Origin of the sequence: Streptomyces radiopugnans (genome assembly GCF_900110735.1) — a bacterium.
Taxonomy (GTDB): domain Bacteria; phylum Actinomycetota; class Actinomycetes; order Streptomycetales; family Streptomycetaceae; genus Streptomyces; species Streptomyces radiopugnans.
Genome location: NZ_FOET01000003.1, coordinates 197,731 through 220,853, shown reverse-complemented (window position 1 = coordinate 220,853; position 23,123 = coordinate 197,731). Strand labels below are relative to the sequence as shown.

Sequence of the window (23,123 nt, the reverse complement as noted above, 5' to 3'; positions counted from 1 at the left end):
CTAATCCTGTGCACGGGGCGGGGGACAGCCCTGTGGAGAAGTCGGGCGACCGACTTTTACACAGGGGATGACCTGCTGTTTTCCCATCCACCGGCTGTGCAGGAGAAAAACTTAGCGACTCGCGCCAAGATCACGACAAACGGCGCAGAGGATCTCACCCCAGGTGAGGAATGGTAATGGTCACACATCTATTGCAACTATTACTTGTGGATGTTTGGATCGGATCATGACACCCGCTCCCCCGCCCGCCGGACGCACCGCGGCCCGCCGCCACGACCGCGAGATCATCGCGCTGGCGCTCCCCGCCTCCGGGGCACTCGTCGCGGAGCCGCTGTTCGTCATGGCCGACAGCGCGATCGTGGGTCATCTGGGCACCCCCCAGCTCGCCGGACTCGGCGTCGCGGCCACCCTGCTGACGACCGGGGTGAACGTCTTCGTCTTCCTCGCCTACGCCACCACCGCCGCCGTCGCGCGCCGCGTCGGGGCCGGCGACCTGCCCGCCGCCATCCGGCAGGGCATGGACGGGATCTGGCTGGCGCTGCTGCTCGGCGCGGCGGTGGTGGCCGCCGTGCTGCCCACCGCGCCCGCGCTCGTCGACCTGTTCGGAACGTCCGCTACCGCGGCGCCGCACGCGGTGACGTATCTGCGGATCAGCGCGCTGGGCATCCCGGCGATGCTCATGGTCCTGGCCGCCACCGGTGTGCTGCGCGGACTGCAGGACACCCGGACCCCGCTGTACGTGGCCGTCGGCGGCTTCTCCGTCAACGTCGTGCTCAACTTCGCCCTGGTCCACGGGGCCGGGCTGGGCATCGCCGGCTCGGCCTGGGGCACGGTGATCGCACAGTGCGCGATGGCGGCCGTCTACCTGGTGGTGGTGGTCAGGGGCGCCCGGCGGCACGGGGCCTCGCTGCGGCCGGACGCCGCCGGGATCCGGGCCAGCGGCCGGGCCGGGGCGCCGCTGCTGGTCCGCACCCTGTCGCTGCGCGCCGTGCTGGTGCTGGCGACCGCCGTCGCGGCGCGACTGGGGGACGTAGAGGTGGCCGCGCACCAGATCACGCTGACCGTCTGGTCGCTGCTGGCCTTCGCCCTGGACGCCATCGCCATCGCCGGACAGGCGATCATCGGCCGTTACCTGGGCGCGGGGGACGCGGCGGGGGCACGGGCCGCGTGCCGGCGGATGGTGCAGTGGGGAGCCGCCTCCGGGGTGGCGCTGGGGGTGCTGGTGGTCGCGGCGCGCCCGCTGCTGCTGCCGCTGTTCACACCGGACACCGCCGTGCACGACCGGCTGACGCCCGCGCTGCTGGTGGTGGCGGTGACCTCGCCGGTCGCGGGGGTGGTCTTCGTACTGGACGGGGTGCTGATGGGCGCCGGCGACGGACCGTACCTGGCGTGGGCGGCGCTGGCGACGCTGGTGGTGTTCGCCCCGGCGGCGCTGGCGGTCCCGGCGCTGGGCGGAGGCCTGACCGCGCTGTGGTGGGCGGTCGCCGGACTGATGATGGGGATGCGGCTGGTCACCCTGTGGCTGCGGGCCCGTTCGGGCCGCTGGGTCGTCACCGGAGCGGTGCGCGCCTGAGGGGCACGCCGTGTCCGGCGGCTCCACCGGACACGGTGCAGGGCCGCGGCCCCCTCGCGGGGACCGCGGCCCTGTTCAACGGCTGCGTACCGGCCGTACGCCGGCTGTGCGCCGCCGCCGTACGGCCGGGGCCGTACGGTCGCGGGCGCCGTCAGGCGGCGCCGACCTCGACGCCGATCTTGGCGACGACCTCGGGGTGCAGACGCACCGAGACCCGGTGCGAGCCCAGGGTCTTGATCGGGGTGTCCAGCTCGATGCGGCGCTTGTCCACGTCCGGACCGCCCGCGGCCTTCACCGCCGAGGCGACGTCGGCCGGGGTGACGGAGCCGAACAGGCGGCCCTGGTCGCCGGCGCGGACCTTCAGGCGCACGGTGACGCCCTCCAGCTTGCCCTTGATCTCGTTGGCCTGCTCGATCGTGGCGATCTCGCGGATCTTGCGGGCGCGGCGGATCTGCTCGACGTCCTTCTCCCCGCCCTTGGTCCAGCGGATGGCGAATCCGCGGGGGAGCAGGTAGTTGCGGGCGTACCCGTCCTTCACCTCGACGATGTCGCCGGCGTTGCCGAGACCCGAGACCTCGTTGGTCAGGATGATCTTCATGAGTCGGTCATCCTTCCCTTATCGAGCGGTCGAGGTGTAGGGCAGCAGCGCCATCTCACGGCTGTTCTTCACGGCCGTGGCGACGTCACGCTGGTGCTGGGTGCAGTTGCCGGTGACGCGACGGGCACGGATCTTGCCGCGGTCGGAGATGAACTTCCGCAGCAGGTTCGTGTCCTTGTAGTCGACGTACTTGATCTTTTCCTTGCAGAACACGCAAACCTTCTTCTTCGGCTTGCGAGCAGGCGGCTTCGCCATTGTCTCTCTCCGTTTGGTTCAAGAAGTCTGTGCCTGTGAGCGCAGCCCTTCCCGGAACCCCTGGGGGTGCCTCAGAAGGGGGGCTCGTCCGAGTAGCCGCCGCCGGAACCGCCGGAGCCACCGCCCCAGCCGCCACCGCCGCCGCCCTGCTGGCCGCCGGCCGGAGCGCCGGTCGCCCACGGGTCGCCCGCGGGTGCGCCGCCGCCCTGCTGGCCGCCGCCGGGGCCGCCCCAGCCGCCACCGCCGCCGCCCTGCTGGCCGCCACCGCGGCCGGTGGTCTTGGTGACCTTGGCCGTGGCGTTGCGCAGGCTGGCGCCGACCTCGTCGACGTCCAGCTCGTAGACCGTGCGCTTGATGCCCTCGCGGTCCTCGTAAGAGCGCTGCTTGAGGCGGCCCTGCACGATGACGCGGGTGCCCCGGGTGAGGGACTCGGCGACGTTCTCCGCCGCCTGCCGCCACACCGAGCAGGTCAGGAACAGGCTCTCGCCGTCCTTCCACTCGTTGGTCTGGCGGTCGAAGGTGCGGGGGGTGGACGCGACGCGGAACTTCGCGACCGCCGCACCGGAGGGGGTGAAGCGCAGCTCGGGGTCGTCGACCAGATTGCCGACGACCGTGATGACGGTCTCGCCTGCCATGGGTGAACCTCTCGGCGGGGTGCTGCTGGCTGCTGGTGATGCTGTGGTGCCGGTGCTTCCGGAGTGCCGGAGGCGCTACCGGTTCCCTGCGATCCGCTGAGCGGGAGCGCTCAGTGGGTCTCGGGGCGGAGGACCTTGGTCCGCAGAACCGACTCGTTCAGGTTCATCTGACGGTCGAGTTCCTTGACGACCGCGGGCTCGGCCCGCAGGTCGATGACCGAGTAGATGCCCTCGGGCTTCTTCTTGATCTCGTACGAGAGACGACGACGGCCCCAGGTGTCGACCTTCTCGACCTTCCCCTCGCCCTCGCGGACGACGGAAAGGAAGCTCTCGATCAGCGGGGAGACAGCGCGCTCCTCGAGATCGGGGTCGAGGATGACCATCACCTCGTAGTGACGCATGTGGAACCCACCTCCTCTGGACTCGGCGGCCACGGTCGTTCCGTGGCAGGAGGGTCGTGATGCGTGAGCAACGGTATCGGCCGGCACTGACAGTCCCGGTCCGTTCCCCGGAAAGTCCCCGGTCCGTTCCCGGATCCGGTCGCCGCCGGGGCAGACACCGCGCAGACGGTACAGAGTACCCGCACCGCCACTCGGGTTGAAATCCGGCGCCCGCTCGCCGCAATCTGGACACAGGGGGCGTGATACGCGTCACCCGCCGCACCCTCGCAAGTCCGGCGGATGCGGCTCGTCCGCCCTGTCCGGAGGAGCTGACGGGCCGAGCGGCCCCGGAAGGGCCACCGCAGCTCGCAGACCCGCCGGTCCGGAAGGTCCCGCAGGAGGTTCCCCATGGCACAGGCGGTACGGAGGAGCCCGGTCTCCTCCCTCCTCAACACCGACGGCCGGCGGCACCCGGTCGAGAACCGGTTCGTCGCCGTGACCGCGGTGCTCGGCGTGGTCGCGTTCGTCACCGGCTTCTTCCCCGGTCTCAGCCTGCTCGCGTCCTGGGCCGGGCTGCTGGGGATCGTGTCCGGCGGCTGGGGGCAGATGATCTCCGCGACCACCGGCGAGCGGTTCGCGCTGGTCGTCAGCATGGGAGCGGCGGCGGTCGGCTTCTACCTGGGGATGTCGAACGGCGGGCTGTTCGGCTGACCTCCCGCCCACCCGGCGGGGCGCGGCGGGCGAGCCGGGGCGCGGCGGGCCCCGCCCCGGCTCGCCACGGCCCCGTACTGGCACGTCCGGGGTGCGTGCCTGCGCAGTAGGCTTCCGGCCAGACCCTGCGAAGTACGCCGGAGGAGCGCCCCGTAATGAGCCTGACCCTGAGGACGATCAGTCGCGAGCAGCACCTGGCGTATATCCGGAGCCTGCCATCGGCCAGCCACATGCAGGTCCCCGCGTGGGCGGACGTGAAGGCCGAGTGGGGCGCGGAGAACCTGGGCTGGTTCGACGCGAGCGGCGAACTGGTCGGGGTGGGCCTGGTGCTGTACCGCCAGCTGCCGAAGGTCAAACGCTATCTGGCCTACCTGCCCGAGGGGCCGGTGATCAACTGGTTCGCGCCGAACCTGGAGGAGTGGCTGCGCCCGATGCTGGCGCATCTGAAGGCCAAGGGCGCGTTCTCGGTGAAGATGGGCCCGCCCGTGGTGATCCGGCGCTGGGACGCCTCCGCGATCAAGGCCGGCATCCAGAACCCGGACGTGAAGCGGCTGCGCGACGTCGAGGCCACCCACATCGAGCCGCGGGCCTTCGAGGTGGCCGACCGGCTGCGGCGGATGGGCTGGCAGCAGGGCGAGGACGGCGGCGCCGGCTTCGGCGACGTCCAGCCGCGCTACGTCTTCCAGGTGCCGCTGGAGAACCGCTCGCTGGACGAGGTGCACAAGGGCTTCAACCAGCTGTGGCGGCGCAACATCAAGAAGGCCGAGAAGGCCGGCGTCGAGGTCGTGCAGGGCGGCTACGACGACCTGCCGGTGTGGCAGGAGCTGTACGAGGTGACGGCCGAGCGCGACCGCTTCCGGCCGCGCCCCCTGGGCTACTTCCAGCGGATGTGGAAGGCGCTGAACTCCGAGGACCCCAACCGGATGCGGCTGTACTTCGCCAAGCACGAGGGCGAGGCGGTGGCCGCGGCGACCATGCTGATCGTGGGCGGGCACGTGTGGTACTCCTACGGCGCCTCGGCCAACCACAAGCGCGAGGTGCGCCCCTCGAACGCCATGCAGTGGCGGATGCTGCAGGACGCGTACGCGCTCGGGGCGAGCGTGTACGACCTGCGCGGCATCAGCGACTCCCTGGACGACTCCGACCACCTCTTCGGCCTGATCCAGTTCAAGGTGGGCACCGGCGGCCAGGCCGCCGAGTACCTCGGCGAGTGGGACTTTCCGCTCAATAAGCTGCTGCACAAGGCGCTCGACATCTACATGTCGCGCCGCTGACGCCCTGCTCCACGCACGTCCGGCGAGACCGGCGGGACGGAAGACGGCCCGCCGGCGCACGCCGGGACCGATGAGAAAGGTTCCGTACGGCCATGGCGCTCTCCCTCTACGTCGACACCGAACGCTGGCGGGCGCACCAGCAGACGGTGCTCCGGCAGTTCCCGGGACTGGTCCCGGTCTGCAAGGGCAACGGGTACGGCTTCGGCCACGAGCGGCTGGCCGAGGAGGTGACCCGCTTCGGCTCGGACGTCATCGCCGTGGGCACGACGTACGAGGCCGCCCGGATGAAGGACTGGTTCAGCGGGGACCTGCTGGTGCTCACCCCGTTCCGCCGCGGTGAGGAGCCGGTGCCGCTTCCGGACCGGGCGATCCGCACGGTCTCCTCGGTCGACGGGGTGAACGCGCTGGTCGGAGCCCGTGTCGTCATCGAGGTGATGAGCTCGATGAAGCGGCACGGGGTGATGGAGGAGGACCTGGGCAAGCTGCGCGCCTCGATCGAGGACGTGCGGCTGGAGGGCTTCGCGATCCACCTGCCGCTGGACCGCACCGACGGCACGGACGCGGTCGACGAGGTCATCGGCTGGATGGACCTGCTGCGGGCGGCCCGTCTGCCGCTGGAGACGATGTTCGTCAGCCATCTGAAGCCGGAGGAGTTCGCGCTGCTCCAGCAGCAGTTCCCGCAGACCCGCTTCCGGGCCCGGATCGGCACGCGGCTGTGGCTGGGCGACCACGACGCGACCCGGTACCGGGGCTCGGTGCTGGACGTCACAAGGGTGATCAGGGGCGACCGCTTCGGCTACCGGCAGCAGAAGGCGCCGGGCGACGGCTGGCTGGTGGTGGTGGCCGGCGGCACCTCGCACGGGGTGGGCCTGGAGGCGCCGAAGGCCATGCACGGGATGACCTCGCGGGCCAAGGGCGTGGCGCGGGCCGGGCTGGCGACGGTGAACCGCAACCTCTCGCCCTTCGTGTGGGACGGCAAGCAGCGCTGGTTCGCGGAGCCGCCGCACATGCAGGTGTCGATCCTGTTCGTGCCTGAGGAGGCCGCGGAGCCGAAGGTGGGCGACGAGCTGACGGCGATCCTGCGGCACACGACGACGCAGTACGACCGGCTGGTCGACAACTGAGCGGACACGCGCGGCGGCGGGCTCCGGACCGCCCGGCCGTACGCGGCGCCGTACGACGGCCGCATCACGGCGAGGGGCCCGGACACGAAACCGTGTCCGGGCCCCTCGCCGTGATGCGCTGCCGGATGCGTCCCGGCCGTCCGGCGCGGTGTCTCCCGGGTGTGTCCCGGATGCCTCCCGGATACCCGCCGGGTGCCTACCGGGTGCTCTCCGGGAGGATTCCTAGCGCTCCACCTCGCCGTTGATGAACTTCTCCACGTTCTCCCGGGCCTGGTCGTCGAAGTACTGGACCGGCGGGGACTTCATGAAGTAGGAGGAGGCCGAGAGGATCGGGCCGCCGACACCGCGGTCCTTGGCGATCTTCGCGGCGCGCAGGGCGTCGATGATGACACCGGCGGAGTTCGGGGAGTCCCAGACCTCCAGCTTGTACTCCAGGTTCAGCGGGACGTCGCCGAACGCGCGGCCCTCCAGGCGGACGTAGGCCCACTTGCGGTCGTCCAGCCAGGCCACGTAGTCCGACGGGCCGATGTGGACGTTGTCCTCGCCCAGGTCCCGGTCGGGGATCTGGGAGGTGACGGCCTGGGTCTTGGAGATCTTCTTGGACTCCAGGCGCTCGCGCTCGAGCATGTTCTTGAAGTCCATGTTGCCGCCGACGTTGAGCTGCATCGTGCGGTCGAGGACGACACCGCGGTCCTCGAAGAGCTTGGCCAGCACGCGGTGCGTGATGGTCGCGCCCACCTGGGACTTGATGTCGTCGCCGACGATCGGGACACCGGCCTCGGTGAACTTGTTCGCCCACTCCTCGGTGCCGGCGATGAAGACCGGCAGGGCGTTGACGAAGGCGACCTTGGCGTCGATGGCGCACTGCGCGTAGTACTTCGCGGCGTCCTCGGAACCCACCGGGAGGTAGCACACCAGGACGTCGACCTCGCGGTCCCTGAGGACCTGCACGACGTCGACCGGCTCCTCGGCCGACTCCTCGATGGTCTGGCGGTAGTACTTGCCCAGGCCGTCGAGGGTGTGGCCGCGCTGGACGGTCACGCCGGTGGTGGGCACGTCGCAGATCTTGATGGTGTTGTTCTCACTGGCGCCGATGGCGTCGGCGAGGTCAAGGCCCACCTTCTTGGCGTCCACGTCGAACGCGGCCACGAACTCGATGTCCGAGATGTGGTAGTCGCCGAACTGCACGTGCATCAGACCCGGCACGCGGCTCTTCGGGTCGGCGTCCTTGTAGTACTCGACGCCCTGCACCAGCGAGGCGGCGCAGTTGCCCACGCCGACGATGGCTACGCGAACCGAACCCATTGGCGGTTGCTCCCTGTGTTTGTTCCGTGTCGTTTCCGACGGTGGTCTTGGTGCCGGCCCGCTCGGTGCGGACCTTCACGCGGTGTCATCGGACGGATCGGGCGGGGTCTCCCCCCGGTGCTGATCACGCCCCGCCCGCTCGCTCTCGATGAGTTCGTTGAGCCAGCGGACCTCGCGCTCCACGGACTCCATGCCGTGTCGCTGCAGCTCGAGGGTGTAGTCGTCCAGCCTCTCCCGGGTGCGGGCCAGGGCGGTGCGCATCTTGGCGAGGCGCTCCTCCAGGCGGCTGCGGCGGCCTTCCAGCACCCGCATCCGCACATCGCGCGAGGTCTGGCCGAAGAAGGCGAAGCGAACGCCGAAGCCCTCGTCCTCCCAGGTGTCCGGCCCGGTCTGGGAGAGGAGTTCCTCGAAGCGCTCCTTCCCTTCGGCCGTGAGCCGGTAGACGATCTTGGCCCGGCGGCCGGCGAGCGGTGCCGCGAGGGAGTCCTCGGGCTCGTCGCCGGGCTCCTCCGCCAGCCATCCGCGCTGGACCAGCGTCTTCAGGCAGGGATAGAGGGAGCCGTAGCTGAAGGCCCGGAAGACGCCCAGCGAGGTGTTGAGCCGTTTGCGCAGCTCGTAACCGTGCATGGGTGACTCACGGAGCAGTCCGAGGACGGCGAACTCCAGGATTCCCGAGCGCCTGCCCATCGCCGTCACTCCTTCCGCCGGTGTCCGCCGGCCGGCCCGTTCCCGGGCGGCCGCCTCGGGCTCGTGCCCCGTCGTCCTGTGCCATTGTCTCTCGCCGATGTATCGAGTCGATACATCGGAGCGATAGCGACGACGATAGAACGCCTTCGGAGGCGCGACAAGGGGGGATGGGCGCGGGGAAGAGTGAGCGGTTTCACATCGCTCCTTCACTACAGCTCAGTAGCCCCCCTTTCTCCTGAATGCCGGAGATGGGGTTTTTGCGTCTGCGTAGTCTGTCCGCTGTGCAGAAGGCGACCGGGAACCAACGAGGCGTCGGACGCGTCCTCGTCCCGGGTGCAGTGCGGCCAGTTCTGGGAACGTGGGCGGGCCGCACTTCGGGGGACTGGAAGTACCTGGAAGTACACTGCCGCCTTCCGGCGCGAGCGCCTGCCCGAGGAGTAGCTGTTCCACATGAGCGAGCACCGTCGTAAGCCACCGCAGTCACGTGGCCGGCGCGCCGCACAGCCGCCGTCAGGCGGTCGGCGTGCCGCACAGCCGTATGGCTCCACCGCCGGCTCCCACGGCATGCCCTCGGACCGCCCCCACGGCGGCCGGGCCGAGGCGCGGCGCGCGGCGCAGCGCGCCGGGGGCGGCAGACGCCGCGCGGCCGACGCCGCCGGAGGCGTCACGGTCGTCGGCCGGGGGCGGGGACGCTACGAGCCCGAGAAGAAGCGCCTCATCGACTACCCCAGGTCCGGCAAGTACGGCTGGCGGCGCTGGATGCCGTCCTGGAAGCTGGTCACCGGCCTGGCCCTGGCCTTCATGGGGATGCTGATCGGCCTCGGCGGGCTGGCGCTGGCCATGGTGGAGGTGCCCAACGAGAACAAGGCGGCACTCCAGCAGAACAACGTCTACTACTGGTCCGACGAGACGGTCATGGCCAGGGCCGGCAAGACCAACCGGCAGAACATCAAGATAGAAGACGTCCCTCAGTCGATGCAGCAGGCGGTCATCGCCGCCGAGAACGCCACCTTCTGGGAGGACAAGGGCATCGACCCGATCGGCATCGGCCGGGCGGTGTTCAACATGGCCACGGGCGGTGACACCCAGGGCGGCTCGACCATCACCCAGCAGTTCGTCAAGAACACCTACCTGAGCCAGGACCAGACCATCACCCGCAAGGCGCGGGAGCTGTTCATCTCCATCAAGGTCAACGCCCAGATGGAGAAGCGGGACATCCTCCAGGGATACCTCAACACCAGCTACTACGGACGTGGTGCGCACGGTCTCCAGGCCGCCGCCCAGGCGTACTTCGAGAAGGACGCCAAGGACCTCAAGCCCGCGGAGAGCGCGCTGCTCGCCACCGTCCTCAAGGGTGCCGACCTGTACGACCCGGCCGGCGGTGTGGGCCCCAACTCCTCCCCCAAGGAGAACCGCGAACGCGCCGAGAAGCGCTGGAACTGGGTGCTGGACCGGCAGGTCGAGCTCAAGCTGATGAGCCAGAGCGAGCGGGACGGGTACAAGTTCCCCAAGATCGCTCCGCGCAAGGCCCAGGCCGGACTCAACGGGCAGACCGGCTATCTGGCCGCCCTCGCCGAGGCCGAGGTCAGGAAGACCCTGGGCATCAACAAGCAGCAGTTCGACAAGGGCGGCTACCAGATCTACACGACCTTCGACAAGAACAAGACCGCCGCGATGGAGAAGGCGGTCAACAAGATCACCAAGCAGTACATCGACCCCGAGGGGAGCCCTGAGACGGACAAGTTCGTCCAGTTCGGCGCCGCCTCGGTGGAGCCCGGCACCGGCAAGGTCGTCGCCATCTACGGCGGTCCGGGCTTCGACAAGGGCCACTTCACCAACAACGCGGACACACTCGGTGTCCCGGTCGGTTCGACGTGGAAGCCGTTCGTGCTGGCCGCGGCCATGGAGCACGGCACCTACAGGAGCGACGGCGTGGGCATCGCGCCGAGCAGCGAGTACAACGGCGACAACAAGCTGAAGGTCAAGCAGCAGGACGGCAGCGACTACCTGGACAAGGAGGGCAACCCCTTCTACCAGGTGAACGACGCCGACAAGGACCACGGCTACATCACCCTGCGCCGGGCCATGGAGGTCTCCGCCAACACGCCGTTCGTCCAGCTCGGCATGGACGTGGGCATGGACAAGGTCCGGAACATGGCCGCGAGCGCGGGCATCGAGAAGGACAGCTTCGACCCGAACCTCAACCCGTCCTTCGCGCTGGGCACCTCCACTCCGGGCGCCATCGAGATGGCCAACTCCTACGCGACCTTCGCCGCCTCGGGGACGCATGTCGACACCTACACGGTGAAGAGGGTGGCGCACAACGGCGAGGAGAAGCCCGGCTTCGAGAAGCCCCAGAAGGAGACGGCGATGGACTCCGACATCGCCGACAACATCACCGACGTGCTGCGCGGCGTCATCGAGAAGCCGCACGGCACGGGCACCCGGGCCCAGGGGCTGGGCCGTCCCGCGGCGGGCAAGACCGGTACGACCGACAAGAACAAGTCCGCCTGGTGGGTGGGGTACACACCGCAGCTGTCCACCGCGGTCACGCTGTTCCGCACGGACCCGGACGAGGGCACCCTGCTGTCGATGAACGGCACGGGCGGCTTCGAATCCATCCACGGTGGCCGGCTGCCCACCGAGGTGTGGACGGCGTACATGAAGAGCGCCCTCAAGGGAGTACCGGCGAAGGACTTCCCCGAGGCCGGCCCGATCGGCAAGAAGATCGACCAGGTCGGCGTCCCGTCTCCGACGCCGTCGCCGTCGGAGACCGAGGAGCCCGAGCCGTCGCCGTCGGAGACCGAGGAGCCCGAGCCCAGCACGGAGCCGTCTCCGTCCCAGGAGACGCCGTCCGGTCCTCCGTCGAACACCTGCCGTCCCAACGACTGGTTCTGTGACGACACCGGGGGCACGGACACCGGGGGCACGGACACCGGCGGAACCGACACCGGGGGCACGGACACCGGCGGAACCGACACCGGAGGCACGGACACCGGCGGAACCGACACCGGAGGAACCGACACCGGCGGGAACGGCAACGGCGGGAACGGCAACAACGGCGGGATCTGGGGCCAGGACGGCACCTGAGGCAGTTCTCGGGGCAGTGACCGCCCTCTGCCGGGACTCCCGCGGGAGGGAACGCTGAGGAAGGCCTGAGAGAGGCCTGGGGAAGCGGCGTCGGAAACGGCGCCGCTTCCGGCTTTCCCGGGCACGGCCGGTCGGGCCGGTCGGGTCGGCGGAGCCCGGCGTCCCACCGCCTCGTGTGCCGCATGCCCGGATCCGCCATACGGCAGGATGTGGCCCATGACGAGCGCGCACCAGGAGCAGCAGGCACCGGTACGGCCTACCGCCCAGGACGAGATCGCCGCCGCGGGCAGCGAGCTGATCGGCGGGCCGATCGGCAGGCGCGCGCTGACCGGAGGGTCCTGGTGGACGCCGGTACGGGTCGTGCTGCTGGTGATGCTGGGCATGTTCGCACTCGGCATGGTGCAGAAGCTGCCCTGTTACGAGAGCGGCTGGTTCCGCGGGGCGACCAGCCAGTATGTGCACGCCTGCTACTCCGACATCCCGCACCTCTACACCGGCCGCGGCTTCGCCGCCGACCTCACGCCGTACTTCGACCGCATCCCCCAGGAGATCTCCGGAGGGATGGAGTATCTGGAGTACCCGGTGCTGACCGGGGTGTTCATGGAGGTGGCGTCCTGGCTCACACCGCAGGGCGGCGAGATGATGCAGCGGCAGCAGATCTACTGGATGGTCAACGCCGGGATGCTGATGGCCTGCGCCGCCGTCCTGGTGGTGTGTGTCGCCCGTACACACCGGCGGCGCCCATGGGACGCGCTGCTGGTCGCGCTCGCCCCGGCCCTGGCGCTCACCGCGACGATCAACTGGGACCTGCTGGCGGTGTCCCTGACCGCCGCCTCGATGCTGATGTGGGCACGCAGCCGCCCATTCGCCTCAGGGGTGCTGCTGGGACTCGCGACCGCTGCCAAGTTCTATCCGTTCCTGCTGCTGGGACCGCTGCTGGTGCTCTGCTGGCGCGCAGGGCGCTGGAGGGCGTTCGGTACGACGCTGGGCGGGGCCGTGGCCGCGTGGCTGGCGGTGAACCTGCCCCTCATGCTGCTCGCCCCGGAGGGCTGGGGGAAGTTCTACACCTTCAGCCAGGAAAGGAACATCGACTTCGGATCGTTCTGGCTGATCATCTCGCAGCGCACCGGCAACCCGCTGGAGCACGCCAACACCTATGCCACGCTGCTGGTACTGCTGGGCTGTGCGGCGATCGCCCTGCTCGCCCTGCGCGCGCCGCGTCGTCCGCGCTTCGCGCAGCTCGCCTTCCTCGTGATCGCCCTGTTCATCGTGACCAACAAGGTCTACTCGCCGCAGTACGTGCTGTGGCTGGTCCCGCTGGCCGTCCTGGCCCGGCCGCGCTGGCGCGACTTCCTGATCTGGCAGGCGTGCGAGGTGATGTACTACCTCGGCATCTGGTTCTACCTGGCCTACACGGGCAGCGGTGACGACCACCATGGGCTGCCCACCGAGGGCTACCAGTTCGCGATCATGCTCCATCTGCTGGGCACGCTGTATCTGTGTGCCGTGGTGGTGCGCGACATCCTCCTGCCGGAACGCGACGTGGTCCGCCTCGATGGCTCCGACGACCCCTCCGGGGGTGTCCTCGACCGCGCGCCCGATGTCTTCGTTCTGGGCTCTCGAAAGGGCCGGCACCCGGCTCTCCCCGCCTCTCAGGAGCAGACGGTGCGGTGGGAGCCTCGCACCGGAAGTGAGTGATGCCCACCGGATCCGGTCGGTGTTTCACGTGAAACACCGCTGGAACCGATCGTGTCCCGAGGGCGCTGCGCCTCCCTGCCTGGCGAGTGTGTGAGGCTGACCGCATGGCTGTTGTGCGTGATCTGCGCGTACTCCTGCGCTTCTCCGGTTTCCGCCGGCTGCTGGCGGTACGGCTGCTGTCCCAGTCGGCCGACGGAGTCTTCCAGGTCGCGCTTGCCGCCTATGTGGTCTTCTCGCCCGAGCAGCAGACCTCTCCCGCCGCCATCGCCTCCGCAATGGCCGTCCTGCTGCTGCCTTACTCGCTGCTCGGCCCCTTCGCCGGGGTACTGCTCGACCGATGGCAGCGGCGGCAGGTGCTGTTGCTCGGCAACCTGCTGCGCGCCGTATTGGCGACCGCGACCGCGGCACTGGTGCTGACTTCGGCACCGCTGTGGCTGTTCTACCTCGCCGCGCTCTCGGTCACCGCCGTCAACCGTTTCGTCCTCGCCGGCCTCTCGGCCTCACTGCCGCATGTGGTGGACGGCGAACGGCTGGTGATGGCGAACTCCTTGTCCCCCACCGCGGGCACCCTGGCGGCCACCGCGGGAGGAGGGCTCGCCTTCCTCGTACGGATCCCCGCTCCGGACGGCGCGGGTGCGGACGCCATGGTGGTGGTTCTCGGTGCCGGCCTCTATCTGCTGGGCGCCCTGGCGTCGCTCCGGATCGGCCGTGGCACGCTCGGGCCGGACACGATCACCCGAACCCGGCTGAGCGTCGCGTTGGCCGGTGTCGCACGCGGACTGAGCGCCGGACTGCGTCATCTGGGGGAGCGGCGCAGGGCCGCCCAGTCGCTCGCCTCGATGGCGGTGCTGCGATTCTGCTACGGCGCACTGACGGTGATGGTGCTGATGCTGAGCCGGTACGCCTGGGACAGCGGTGGCGGGGGAGGCAGCGGCGACAACGGAGGCGCGCTGGGGGGAATGGCGCTTCTGGGGCTGGCCGTCGGCGTCTCCGGGCTGGGCTTCTTCGCTGCGGCCGTCATCACCCCCTGGGCCGTACAGCGCGTCGGCCGGTTCGGCTGGATCGCGCTGTGCGCCGCGGGGGCAGCGGTGCTGGTGCCCGCCCTGGCGCTGCCCTTCCTGCCCGCGCCCGTACTGGGTGCCGCCTTCGTGGTGGGGCTGGCCACTCAGGGCGCGAAGATCACCACGGACACGATTGTGCAGTCGTCGGTGGACGATGTCTTCCGGGGGAGGATCTTCTCCCTGTACGACATGCTCTTCAACGTCGCCTTCGTCGGTGCCGCCGGTGTGGCCGCCCTGATGCTTCCCCCGGACGGCCGCTCACCGGCTCTGGTGATGACGGTGACGGCGCTGTACGCGACGGTGGCCGTTGCGGTGTTTCACGTGAAACACCGCAACGGCCACCGCGAGGGAGACAACGGTACGGTCAGCCCCGATCGGCCCACCACTGCCTGAGAGCCTCGGTCGCGGCTTCACGCCCCATCGGGCCATGCTCCAGCCGCAGTTCCAGCAGGTGCCGGTAGGCCTCACCCACCTCGGGACCGGGACGCAACCCGAGGATCTCCATGATCTCGTTGCCGTTGAGATCCGGGCGGATGGAGTCCAGCTCCTCCTGCTCCTTCAGCCGCGCGATGCGGTTCTCCAGACCGTCGTACGCACGCGACAGAGCGTTGGCCTTGCGCTTGTTGCGGGTGGTGCAGTCCGACCGCGTCAGCTTGTGCAGCCGCTCCAGCAGCGGGCCGGCGTCGCGGACGTAGCGCCGTACGGCCGAGTCGGTCCACTCTCCGGTGCCGTAGCCGTGGAAGCGCAGGTGGAGCTCGACCAGACGCGAGACGTCCTTCACCATCTCGCCCGGGTACTTGAGCTTGGTCATCCGGGACTTGGTCATCTTCGCTCCCACCACCTCGTGGTGGTGGAAGGAGACACGTCCGTCCTTCTCGAACCGGCGTGTCCTCGGCTTGCCGATGTCGTGCAGCAGGGCCGCCAGCCTCAAGGTGAGGTCCGGGCCGTCCTCCTCCAGATCGATGGCCTGCTCCAGCACGGTCAGGGTGTGCTCGTAGACGTCCTTGTGCCGGTGGTGCTCATCCCGCTCCAGACGCAGCGCGGGCAGCTCGGGAAGAACCCGGTCGGCCAGCCCCGTCTTCACCAACAACTCCAGGCCCTGCCGGGGGTGATCGGCGAGGATCAGTTTGTTCAGCTCGTCCCGCACCCTCTCGGCCGAGACGATCTCGATCCGCTCCGACATCGCCGACATCGCGGCCACGACGCCGTCCTCCACCTCGAAGCCGAGCTGGGCGGCGAAGCGGGCGGCCCTCATCATCCGCAGCGGGTCGTCGGAGAAGGAGTCCTCGGGAGTGCCGGGCGTACGCAGCACCCGGCGCGCGAGGTCGTCCAGACCTTGGTGCGGATCCACGAAGGTCTTCTCGGGCAGCACGACCGCCATCGCATTGACGGTGAAGTCCCGGCGGACGAGGTCCTCCTCGATCGAGTCGCCGTAGGAGACCTCGGGCTTGCGCGAGGTCCGGTCGTACGACTCCGACCGGTACGTCGTGACCTCGATCTGGTAGTCGTCCTTGCGGCAGCCCACCGTGCCGAAGGCGATGCCCACCTCCCACACCGCGTCCGCCCACGGCCGGACCAGGGCCAGGATGTCCTGCGGCCGGGCGTCGGTGGTGAAGTCCAGGTCGTTGCCGAGCCGGCCCAGCAGCGCGTCGCGCACCGAACCGCCGACCAGGGCCAGGGTGAATCCGGCATCCTTGAAGCGGCCGGCCAGATCGTCGGCGACGGGGGACACCCGCAGGAGTTCACTCACGGCTCTGCGCTGGGCTTCCCCCAGAACCGCTGGAGGAGCCCCTCGGGTGGGCCCGTGGGCCTGCTGCTGGGGATGGCTGTCAGTGTTGGCATTCGGCACAGCAGAACAGGGTACGTGGCCCATCTCCCCCGGTCCTCCCCGTTACCTCCTCAGTCCTCCAGACCTTCGGCCCCTGGCCGACTCCGTGGCACTCACGGCCGGCAGGGATCGTTAGCATCTGAGTGCGTCACAGCAGCGGCAGACCAGTAGCAGGCCAGCGGCAGACCATTGGCAGATCGGCAGCGCACCGGTACGGACGACCGGCGGACAGGATGGACGAGGCACGTGGCCGAGGCGGCACAGACCCCAGGGACCCCCATCGCTCCTGCCCTCCGCCGATGGCCGGGGCGCTGTGTGGCCGTGCTGGCCGCCTCCCTGCCGCTACTGGCGGGAGTGGTCGTCCAGCCTCACTCCCAGGCCGCCGCCGCCCCCTCAGCGCTCTCAGCAGCCCCCTCAGCCCCTTCCGTCCAGGCAGCACCCGCCACCCCGGCCGCCGACGAGTCCCGTACGGTCTCGGTGTCCATCACCGGGCTCACCCCCTCGGCGCCGGGCAAGGGCGACACGGTCACCGTCTCCGGCCGCGTCAGCAACAGAACCCCGTCCGACATCGTCGAGGCCAAGGTCGCGCTGCGTCCCGGTGCCCGGCTGACCACGCGCAGCGCGATCGACCGCGCCGACTCGCGTACCGCCTACGTGCCCGGGGTCGACGGTGAGGAGATCGGCCGCAAGGGAACCGTGAAGATCGGTGATCTTCCCTCGGGAGCAGGTTTCTCCTTCACCCTGAGCGTGCCGGCCGACAAGCTGCCGTTCGACGAGCCCGGGGTGTACCAGCTCGGTGTGTCACTGTCGGGCCGGATGGCCGGCGAGGCGTACGGACGCGTCCTGGGTATCGAGCGGACCGTCCTGCCGTGGCAGCCTTCCGCGCCCGAGCAGACCACACAGCTGACCTTCCTGTGGCCGCTGATCTCCTCCACCCACGTCACCGCCCGCACCGAGTCCGGGGACCAGCGGCGGATGCCGGTGTTCGAGGACGACGACCTCGAAGCCGAGATCGCACCCGGCGGGCGGCTCCAGCAGATGGTCGCCCTGGGCAGGAAGCTGCCGGTCACCTGGGTGGTCGACCCGGACCTGCTCGCCTCCGTCGAGGCGATGACCAACAACTACAAGGTGCTGACCGAGGACGGCCGGGAGGTCGCCGGCAAGGGCCAGGCCAACGCCCGGAGGTGGCTGCACGAACTGCGGCAGGCCGTGGAGGACGGAGAGGTCGTGGCCCTGCCGTTCGGCGACCCGGACCTCGCTTCCCTCGCCCACCGGGGAAAGAAGGTCTCCGACGCGCTCAGCCACCTGGGCCCGGCCACCGAGCTGGGCCGGATGACGGTGGAGACCACCCTGCTCACCGAGCCCAGCACCGACTTCGCCTGGCCGGTGGAGGGCGCCGTCGACCCCTCCATCGTCTCCGTGGCCACCTCGGCCGGCGCCCACAACGTCATCGCCCGCAGCGACAGCATGCGCGAGCCCGACTCCCTGAACCACACCCCCACAGCCGCCCGGCCGATCGGCGGCGGCACCACCGCGATCGTGGCGGACGCCCGGCTGTCGAAGCTGTTCCAGGGGGACATGACCCGGGCGGACGACTCCACAGAGGCCGTACAGCGGTTCCTGGCCCACACGCAGTCGATCACCGCACAGCAGCCGGGCCGGCAGCGCAGCATCGTGGTGGCTCCCCAGCGGATGCCCACCGTCAGCCAGGCCCAGGCGATGGCCGGTGCACTCGACACGCTCCAGCTCGACGGGCGCTGGGCGGAGTTCGTGAGCCTGTCCGAGGCCGCGGAGGCCGATCCGGACCCGCAGGCCGGCCGGAAGGTGCCGGGTCAGGGTTCGTACCCGGCCTCGCTGCGCAAGCGGGAACTGCGGACCGAGGCCTTCGAGGAGATCCGCACCATCCGGAACACCCTGGACGACTTCAAGAGCATCCTGTCCGAGCCGGCCCGGGTGGAGACGCCCTTCAGCAGCGCGCTCCACCGTTCGATGTCCGTCTCCTGGCGCGGTGACCGCGAGGCGGCGGCGGAGTACCGGGACTCGGTGGGCGGCTATCTGGAGGAGCTGACGGACGGTGTCCGGCTGATCGAGAAATCGGACATGAAGCTGTCCGGCCGCAGCGCCACCATCCCGGTGACCGTCCAGAACAAACTTCTCCAGGACGTGGAGAACCTGGAGCTGCGGCTGGTCTCCGGGCGCCGGATCGGCCTGGACGTCGGTGAGGCGCAGCCGGTCACGGTGGAGGGCGGGCACAGCCAGTCGGTGAAGGTCCCCACCACCGCCAAGGCCAACGGCCGCACCTGGGTCGAGGCCCAGCTCTACACCGAGGACGGCGAGCCCTGGGGCGAGGCCATGAGGTTCCAGGTGGAGGTCACCGAGATCACCTCCGCGGTGATGCTGGTGATCTCCGGCGGAGTGCTGCTCGTGGTGCTGGCCGGGGTGCGGATGTACACCCAGCGCAAGCGCATCGGCGAACGGCCGGATCCGGACGCCCCTCTGGAGCGGCGGTCCGAGGAGCCGGAGGAGCACGGTGATTCGGAGGGCCCCGCGGAGTCCGGCAGAAGCTCCGCGGGGGAAGCCGGGGACGGGCAGGCGGGTGACCCCGCCGAGAACACCGGGGCCGGACGTCGCGACCCCTCCGGTGCGGGTGAGAAGGTGAAGCGTTGAGCGAGCTGTCGGGGCCGGGGAAGACGGCCGCGGACGATGAGGTGGGGTTGCAGCGATGAACGCGCCGTACGACCGTGACCGCGGTGATGCACCCGGCGGCGAGGGCCCGGCCGCTCCGGGCGGCCAGGACGCGCAGGAGCGGTACCCGTACCGGCAGTACCCGTACGGCCGGAACACCCCCCACCCCGCTCCTCACGGCGCCCACGGGCAGCCGGGGAGAGGCGGCGACTCGGCGACCGTGCGCTTCACAGGCGTGGACGACATGCTGGACAGAGGAGCGCAGGAGGGCGGAGGCCGCACCCACGACGACGCCTTCGCCCACCTCTTCCACGACCAGCAGGCCTCCCCGTCCCAGGAGCACCAGCAGTACCCGCCCCGGCAGCCGGCCGGGCCGCGGGGAGAGCCGTACGAGCAGGGTCGGCCGTACGAGCGGCACCAGGACTCGGCACCGTACGCGCCGCAGGAGCCCTACGCACCGCGAGAGGCCCAGGAGGCCCAGGAGGCTCAAGAGGCCCAGATCGCCCAGGGGCCCTACGGACAGCAGGGGCCCTACGGGCAGCCCCCGCAGCCCGGCCCACAGCAGCCTCCGTCCCCCGCCGTCTCCGCCTCCCAGCCTCCCCCGCCACCGCAGGCGGCAACGGAACCGGAGGACGCCACCGCGGGCCCGCCTCCCTCGGCAGCGGGCAAGGCCTCTCGCAGAGGCGGCGGCATACTGAAGTCCAGCGCCATCATGGCCGCGGGCACGATGGTCTCCCGGCTCACGGGTTTCGTCCGGACCCTGGTGATTACCGCAGCACTCGGTGCCGCGCTCCTCGGTGACACCTACACCGTGGCCTACACGCTGCCGACGATGATCTACATCCTGTCCATCGGCGGCGGCCTGAACTCCGTCTTCGTGCCACAGCTCGTGCGTGCCATGAAAAACGACGAGGACGGTGGCGAGGCGTATGCCAACCGCCTCCTCACCCTGGTCATGGTCGTCCTCGGCGGCCTGGTCGCCCTCACCGTGCTGGGTGCGCCACTGCTGGTCCGGGCGCTGTCCGTGCAGATCGCCGACGACCCGGACGCCAACAACGTGGCGGTCACCTTCGCCCGTTACTGCCTGCCGACGATCTTCTTCATGGGCATCCACGTCGTCATGGGCCAGATCCTCAACGCCCGAGGCCGCTTCGGCGCGATGATGTGGACCCCCGTCCTGAACAACATCGTCATCATCACCACCTTCGGCCTCTTCATCTGGGTGTACGGCACCGCCCGGACCTCCGGAATCAGTGTGGAGACGATCCCGCCCGAGGGGGTCCGGCTCCTCGGCGTCGGCACCCTGCTGGGCCTGGTCGTCCAGTCGCTGGCGATGATCCCGTATCTGCGCGCCGCCGGCTTCCGCATCCGCCCGCGCTTCGACTGGCGCGGCCACGGCCTGGGCAAGGCGGCCCGCCTCGCCAAGTGGACCTTCCTGTTCGTCCTGGCCAACCAGGCGGGCGTCCTGGTCGTCACCCAGCTCGCGACCTGGGCCGGCAAGGCCGCCGACGCCGACGGCCACCCGGGCACCGGAATCCTCGGCTACAGCAACGCCCAGCTGATCTGGCAGATGCCGCAGGCCATCATCACCGTGTCGGTGATGGCCGCACTGCTGCCGAGGATCTCCCGCGCCGCCCACGACGGCGATCCGGCCGCCGTCCGCGACGACATCTCGCACGGGCTGCGCACCTCGGCCGTCGCCATCGTGCCCGTGGCCTTCGCCTTCGTGGCCCTCGGCGTACCGATGTGCCTGCTGATGTACTCCTCCGCGACCGTCGACGCGGCCACCTCGATGGGTTACATCCTGATGGCCTTCGGCCTCGGTCTGATCCCCTACTCCGTGCAGTACGTGGTCCTGCGCGGCTTCTACGCCTACGAGGACACCCGCACCCCCTTCTACAACACGGTGATCGTGGCCGCCTGCAACGCAGCCGGCTCCGCGCTGGCCTTCCTGCTGCTGCCCAGCCACTGGGCGGTCGCCGGAATGGCCGCCGCCTACGGCCTCGCCTACACGGTCGGCGTAGGCGTCGCCTGGAAGCGGCTCCGCAGGAAGCTGGGCGGCGATCTGGACGGCCCCCGCATCGTGCGCACCTACGCCAGGCTCTGCGGCGCCGGCATCCCGGCCGCCCTGGCCGGCGGCGCGATCGCCTACTTCATCGTCCGGGCCCTCGGCCCCGGTGCCGTCAGCGGCGCCGCGGCCCTGGCCGCGGGCGGTCTGGTGCTGGGCGCGGTCTTCGTTCTGGCGGCCCGGCGTATGCGGGTGGAGGAGCTGACCGCCATGATGGGCATGGTCCGCGCGAAGCTCGGCCGCTGACGGCCTTCCGGGGTTCGTCGCACAACCTTCGGCCCCACCCGTGTGTCGTGCACAGCGGCGGACTGTGGGCACAATTGTCTCTGGCTGTGTTGGGAAACAGGCTGCAACGAATGGGGAGGCAGGAGCGACGGTGGCGGAACGGAGCACGGCTGCCGTCGACGTGGCCGACGAGAGCGGCGGGACGGACGGCAAGGACAAGCCGTCGTCCACCGCTGCCGAGCGGACCACGGCCGACGGTTCCACGGACCATGACGGCGATGACAGCGCAACGGCGGACGTCCCCGGCGCCTCTGATACCACCGACGAGGTGACACCGGCGTCCCAGTCCCCACAGCCGCCCGAGCTGCACAGCGGTCACAAGCTCGCCCGGCGCTACCGCCTGGAGGAGTGCGTCACCCGCCTGGACGGCTTCAGCAGTTGGCGAGCCGTCGACGAGAAACTGCGCCGCGCCGTCGGCGTCCACCTCCTCGCAGCCGACCACCCCCGCGCCCGGCCGGTCCTGGCCGCCGCCCGCTCCGCAGCCCTCCTCGGTGATCCCCGCTTCGTGCAGGTCCTGGACGCGGTCGAGGAGAACGACCTCGTCTACGTCGTCCACGAGTGGCTCCCGGACGCCACTCCCCTCACAGCCCTCCTCGCCTCCGGCCCGCTGCCCACCCACGAGGCCTACCAGCTCGTCACCCAGATCACCCAGGCGATGGCCGCCGCCCACCGCGAGGGCCTGGCCCATCTGCGGCTGACGCCCGGCTGCGTCCTGCGCACCGCCGCCGGCCAGTACCGCATCCGCGGCCTCGCCGTGAACGCCGCCCTGCGCGGCATCACCTCCGACCACCCCCAGCGCACCGACACCGAGGCGATCGGCGCCCTGCTCTACGCCTCCCTCACCCATCGCTGGCCGTACGGCGAGGACGCCTACGGCCTCAGCGGCATGGCCGAGCTGACCGGCGACTCCCTCGTCCCCCCGGACCAGGTACGCGCCGGGGTGCACCGCGGGCTCTCCGAGCTGGCCATGCGTGCGATGGTCAACGACGGTGCCACCGCCTCCCGCCAGGAGCAGCCCTGCACCACCCCCGAGGAGCTGTCCAAGGCGATCGCCGCGCTGCCGCGCATCCGGCCGCCCGAGCCCGAGTTCACCGCTCCGCCCCCCTACCAGAGCCCCGGCTACCGGCAGGGGAACTACGGCGGCCCCGTCACCCGTCCTCCCGCAGGGCCCGCCGGCGCACCCACCGTGACGGCGCCGACTGCGCCTCCCGCACTGCCCGGACGCGCCGGCAAGGTACTGAAGTGGAGCGTCTCCGCTCTGCTCATCGCCGCACTGGGGCTGGGGAGCTGGCAGTTGGCCGACACCCTCCTGAACGGCGGCGAGTCTGCGACGCCGAATCCCGGACAGAGCGGGATCGAGCAGCAGAAGCAGCCGGAGACAGCTCCCACGGGCAAGCCGGTCGAGATCTCCCTCGCCAAGGACTTCGACCCGTTCGGTAGCGACCCTTCCGAGAACAGCGACCGGGTCGGCGATGCGATCGATGGCGATGCCGGCACCTTCTGGCAGACCATGTACTACAACAGCGCGAGGTTCGGGAATCTCAAGGACGGAGTGGGGCTGATCCTCGACCTGGGCGAGTCCCAGCAGATCAGCACCGTCAAGGTCGCTTTCAAGGGCAGCACCTCCGTCGACTTCCTGGCGGCGGACGAGGACACCGCCCAGATGCCCGGCTCGCTGAACGGCTTCAGCAAGGTCAGCAGCGGCTCCGGAACCGATGTGGAGCTCAAGGCCAAGAAACCGATCAGGACACGGTACGTCCTGGTGTGGCTCACCGAACTCCCCCTGACGGAGGAAGGCAACTACCGTGGCCGCATCACGGAGGTCGAGGTCCTCAGCTGACCTGCCATCCGTGGAGACAGCGGACT

General features: G+C 70.1%; 17 protein-coding genes. 10 read left to right on the top strand and 7 right to left on the bottom strand.

The features are described 5' to 3' along the window. The first annotated feature begins 226 nt into the window (after nt 1–226). Nucleotides 227–1,573: an MATE family efflux transporter gene (locus BMY40_RS08445; RefSeq protein ID WP_093657173.1), complete on the top strand. Its 1,347-nt coding sequence runs from the start codon at nt 227–229 to the stop codon at nt 1,571–1,573. A 151-nt stretch (nt 1,574–1,724) separates the two neighbouring features. Here the strand turns inward: BMY40_RS08445 and rplI are convergent, their stop codons facing one another. The 4 genes from rplI to rpsF all read right to left on the bottom strand — a co-directional run bounded on the left by rplI (nt 1,725) and on the right by rpsF (nt 3,462). Next, on the bottom strand, nt 1,725–2,171 hold the full coding sequence (gene rplI, locus BMY40_RS08440; RefSeq protein ID WP_093657171.1) for a 50S ribosomal protein L9: 447 nt from the start codon (nt 2,169–2,171) through the stop codon (nt 1,725–1,727). An 18-nt stretch (nt 2,172–2,189) separates the two neighbouring features. Next, nucleotides 2,190–2,426 (bottom strand): 30S ribosomal protein S18, encoded by a 237-nt coding sequence (gene rpsR, locus BMY40_RS08435; RefSeq protein WP_027765513.1) that lies wholly within the window; start codon nt 2,424–2,426, stop codon nt 2,190–2,192. Nucleotides 2,427–2,497: 71 nt separating this feature from the next. Next, nucleotides 2,498–3,061, bottom strand: a complete 564-nt coding sequence (locus BMY40_RS08430) for a single-stranded DNA-binding protein (RefSeq protein WP_093657169.1) — start codon at nt 3,059–3,061, stop codon at nt 2,498–2,500. Nucleotides 3,062–3,171: 110 nt separating this feature from the next. Next, nucleotides 3,172–3,462 carry a 30S ribosomal protein S6 gene (gene rpsF, locus BMY40_RS08425; RefSeq protein ID WP_093657167.1) on the bottom strand — a complete coding sequence of 97 codons (291 nt, stop codon included), beginning with the start codon at nt 3,460–3,462 and terminating at the stop codon, nt 3,172–3,174. 387 nt (nt 3,463–3,849) lie between these two features. On the opposite strand from rpsF, the gene BMY40_RS08420 reads away from it, so the two are divergent. From BMY40_RS08420 to BMY40_RS08410, 3 genes are all read left to right on the top strand, one after another. Beyond that, a complete protein-coding gene (locus BMY40_RS08420) occupies nt 3,850–4,152 on the top strand; it encodes a hypothetical protein (RefSeq protein ID WP_093657164.1) in 303 nt (100 codons plus the stop codon). Nucleotides 4,153–4,307: 155 nt separating this feature from the next. After that, nucleotides 4,308–5,426 carry a lipid II:glycine glycyltransferase FemX gene (locus tag BMY40_RS08415; RefSeq protein ID WP_093657162.1) on the top strand — a complete coding sequence of 373 codons (1,119 nt, stop codon included), beginning with the start codon at nt 4,308–4,310 and terminating at the stop codon, nt 5,424–5,426. Between the two features lie 92 nt (nt 5,427–5,518). After that, on the top strand, nt 5,519–6,550 hold the full coding sequence (locus BMY40_RS08410; protein ID WP_093657160.1) for an alanine racemase: 1,032 nt from the start codon (nt 5,519–5,521) through the stop codon (nt 6,548–6,550). A gap of 222 nt (nt 6,551–6,772) precedes the next feature. Here BMY40_RS08410 and BMY40_RS08405 read toward each other — a convergent pair whose 3' ends face one another. Then, nucleotides 6,773–7,855 (bottom strand): inositol-3-phosphate synthase, encoded by a 1,083-nt coding sequence (locus BMY40_RS08405; protein WP_093657158.1) that lies wholly within the window; start codon nt 7,853–7,855, stop codon nt 6,773–6,775. Between the two features lie 75 nt (nt 7,856–7,930). After that, nucleotides 7,931–8,542, bottom strand: coding sequence for a PadR family transcriptional regulator (locus BMY40_RS08400; protein ID WP_093657156.1), 612 nt, complete (start codon nt 8,540–8,542; stop codon nt 7,931–7,933). 450 nt (nt 8,543–8,992) lie between these two features. On the opposite strand from BMY40_RS08400, the gene BMY40_RS08395 reads away from it, so the two are divergent. The 3 genes from BMY40_RS08395 to BMY40_RS08385 all read left to right on the top strand — a co-directional run bounded on the left by BMY40_RS08395 (nt 8,993) and on the right by BMY40_RS08385 (nt 14,784). Continuing rightward, nucleotides 8,993–11,632, top strand: a complete 2,640-nt coding sequence (locus BMY40_RS08395) for a transglycosylase domain-containing protein (RefSeq protein WP_093657155.1) — start codon at nt 8,993–8,995, stop codon at nt 11,630–11,632. Nucleotides 11,633–11,848: 216 nt separating this feature from the next. After that, on the top strand, nt 11,849–13,330 hold the full coding sequence (locus BMY40_RS08390; RefSeq protein WP_093657153.1) for a glycosyltransferase family 87 protein: 1,482 nt from the start codon (nt 11,849–11,851) through the stop codon (nt 13,328–13,330). A 104-nt stretch (nt 13,331–13,434) separates the two neighbouring features. Next, nucleotides 13,435–14,784 carry an MFS transporter gene (locus BMY40_RS08385; RefSeq protein ID WP_093657151.1) on the top strand — a complete coding sequence of 450 codons (1,350 nt, stop codon included), beginning with the start codon at nt 13,435–13,437 and terminating at the stop codon, nt 14,782–14,784. Here BMY40_RS08385 and BMY40_RS08380 read toward each other — a convergent pair. Then, the gene (locus BMY40_RS08380) at nt 14,756–16,240 is read right to left on the bottom strand and encodes a CCA tRNA nucleotidyltransferase (RefSeq protein ID WP_425443091.1); all 1,485 of its coding nucleotides are present in this window, start codon (nt 16,238–16,240) and stop codon (nt 14,756–14,758) included. The two genes, BMY40_RS08385 and BMY40_RS08380, sit on opposite strands and share 29 nt — an antisense overlap. A gap of 225 nt (nt 16,241–16,465) precedes the next feature. Here BMY40_RS08380 and BMY40_RS08375 point away from each other — a divergent pair, with 225 nt between their 5' ends. From BMY40_RS08375 to BMY40_RS08365, 3 genes are all read left to right on the top strand, one after another. Next, the gene (locus BMY40_RS08375; protein WP_093657147.1) at nt 16,466–18,886 is read left to right on the top strand and encodes a DUF6049 family protein; all 2,421 of its coding nucleotides are present in this window, start codon (nt 16,466–16,468) and stop codon (nt 18,884–18,886) included. A gap of 55 nt (nt 18,887–18,941) precedes the next feature. Continuing rightward, on the top strand, nt 18,942–21,218 hold the full coding sequence (murJ, locus tag BMY40_RS08370; protein WP_093657145.1) for a murein biosynthesis integral membrane protein MurJ: 2,277 nt from the start codon (nt 18,942–18,944) through the stop codon (nt 21,216–21,218). A 130-nt stretch (nt 21,219–21,348) separates the two neighbouring features. After that, nucleotides 21,349–23,097, top strand: a complete 1,749-nt coding sequence (locus BMY40_RS08365; protein WP_093657143.1) for a protein kinase family protein — start codon at nt 21,349–21,351, stop codon at nt 23,095–23,097. Nucleotides 23,098–23,123: the final 26 nt, after the last annotated feature.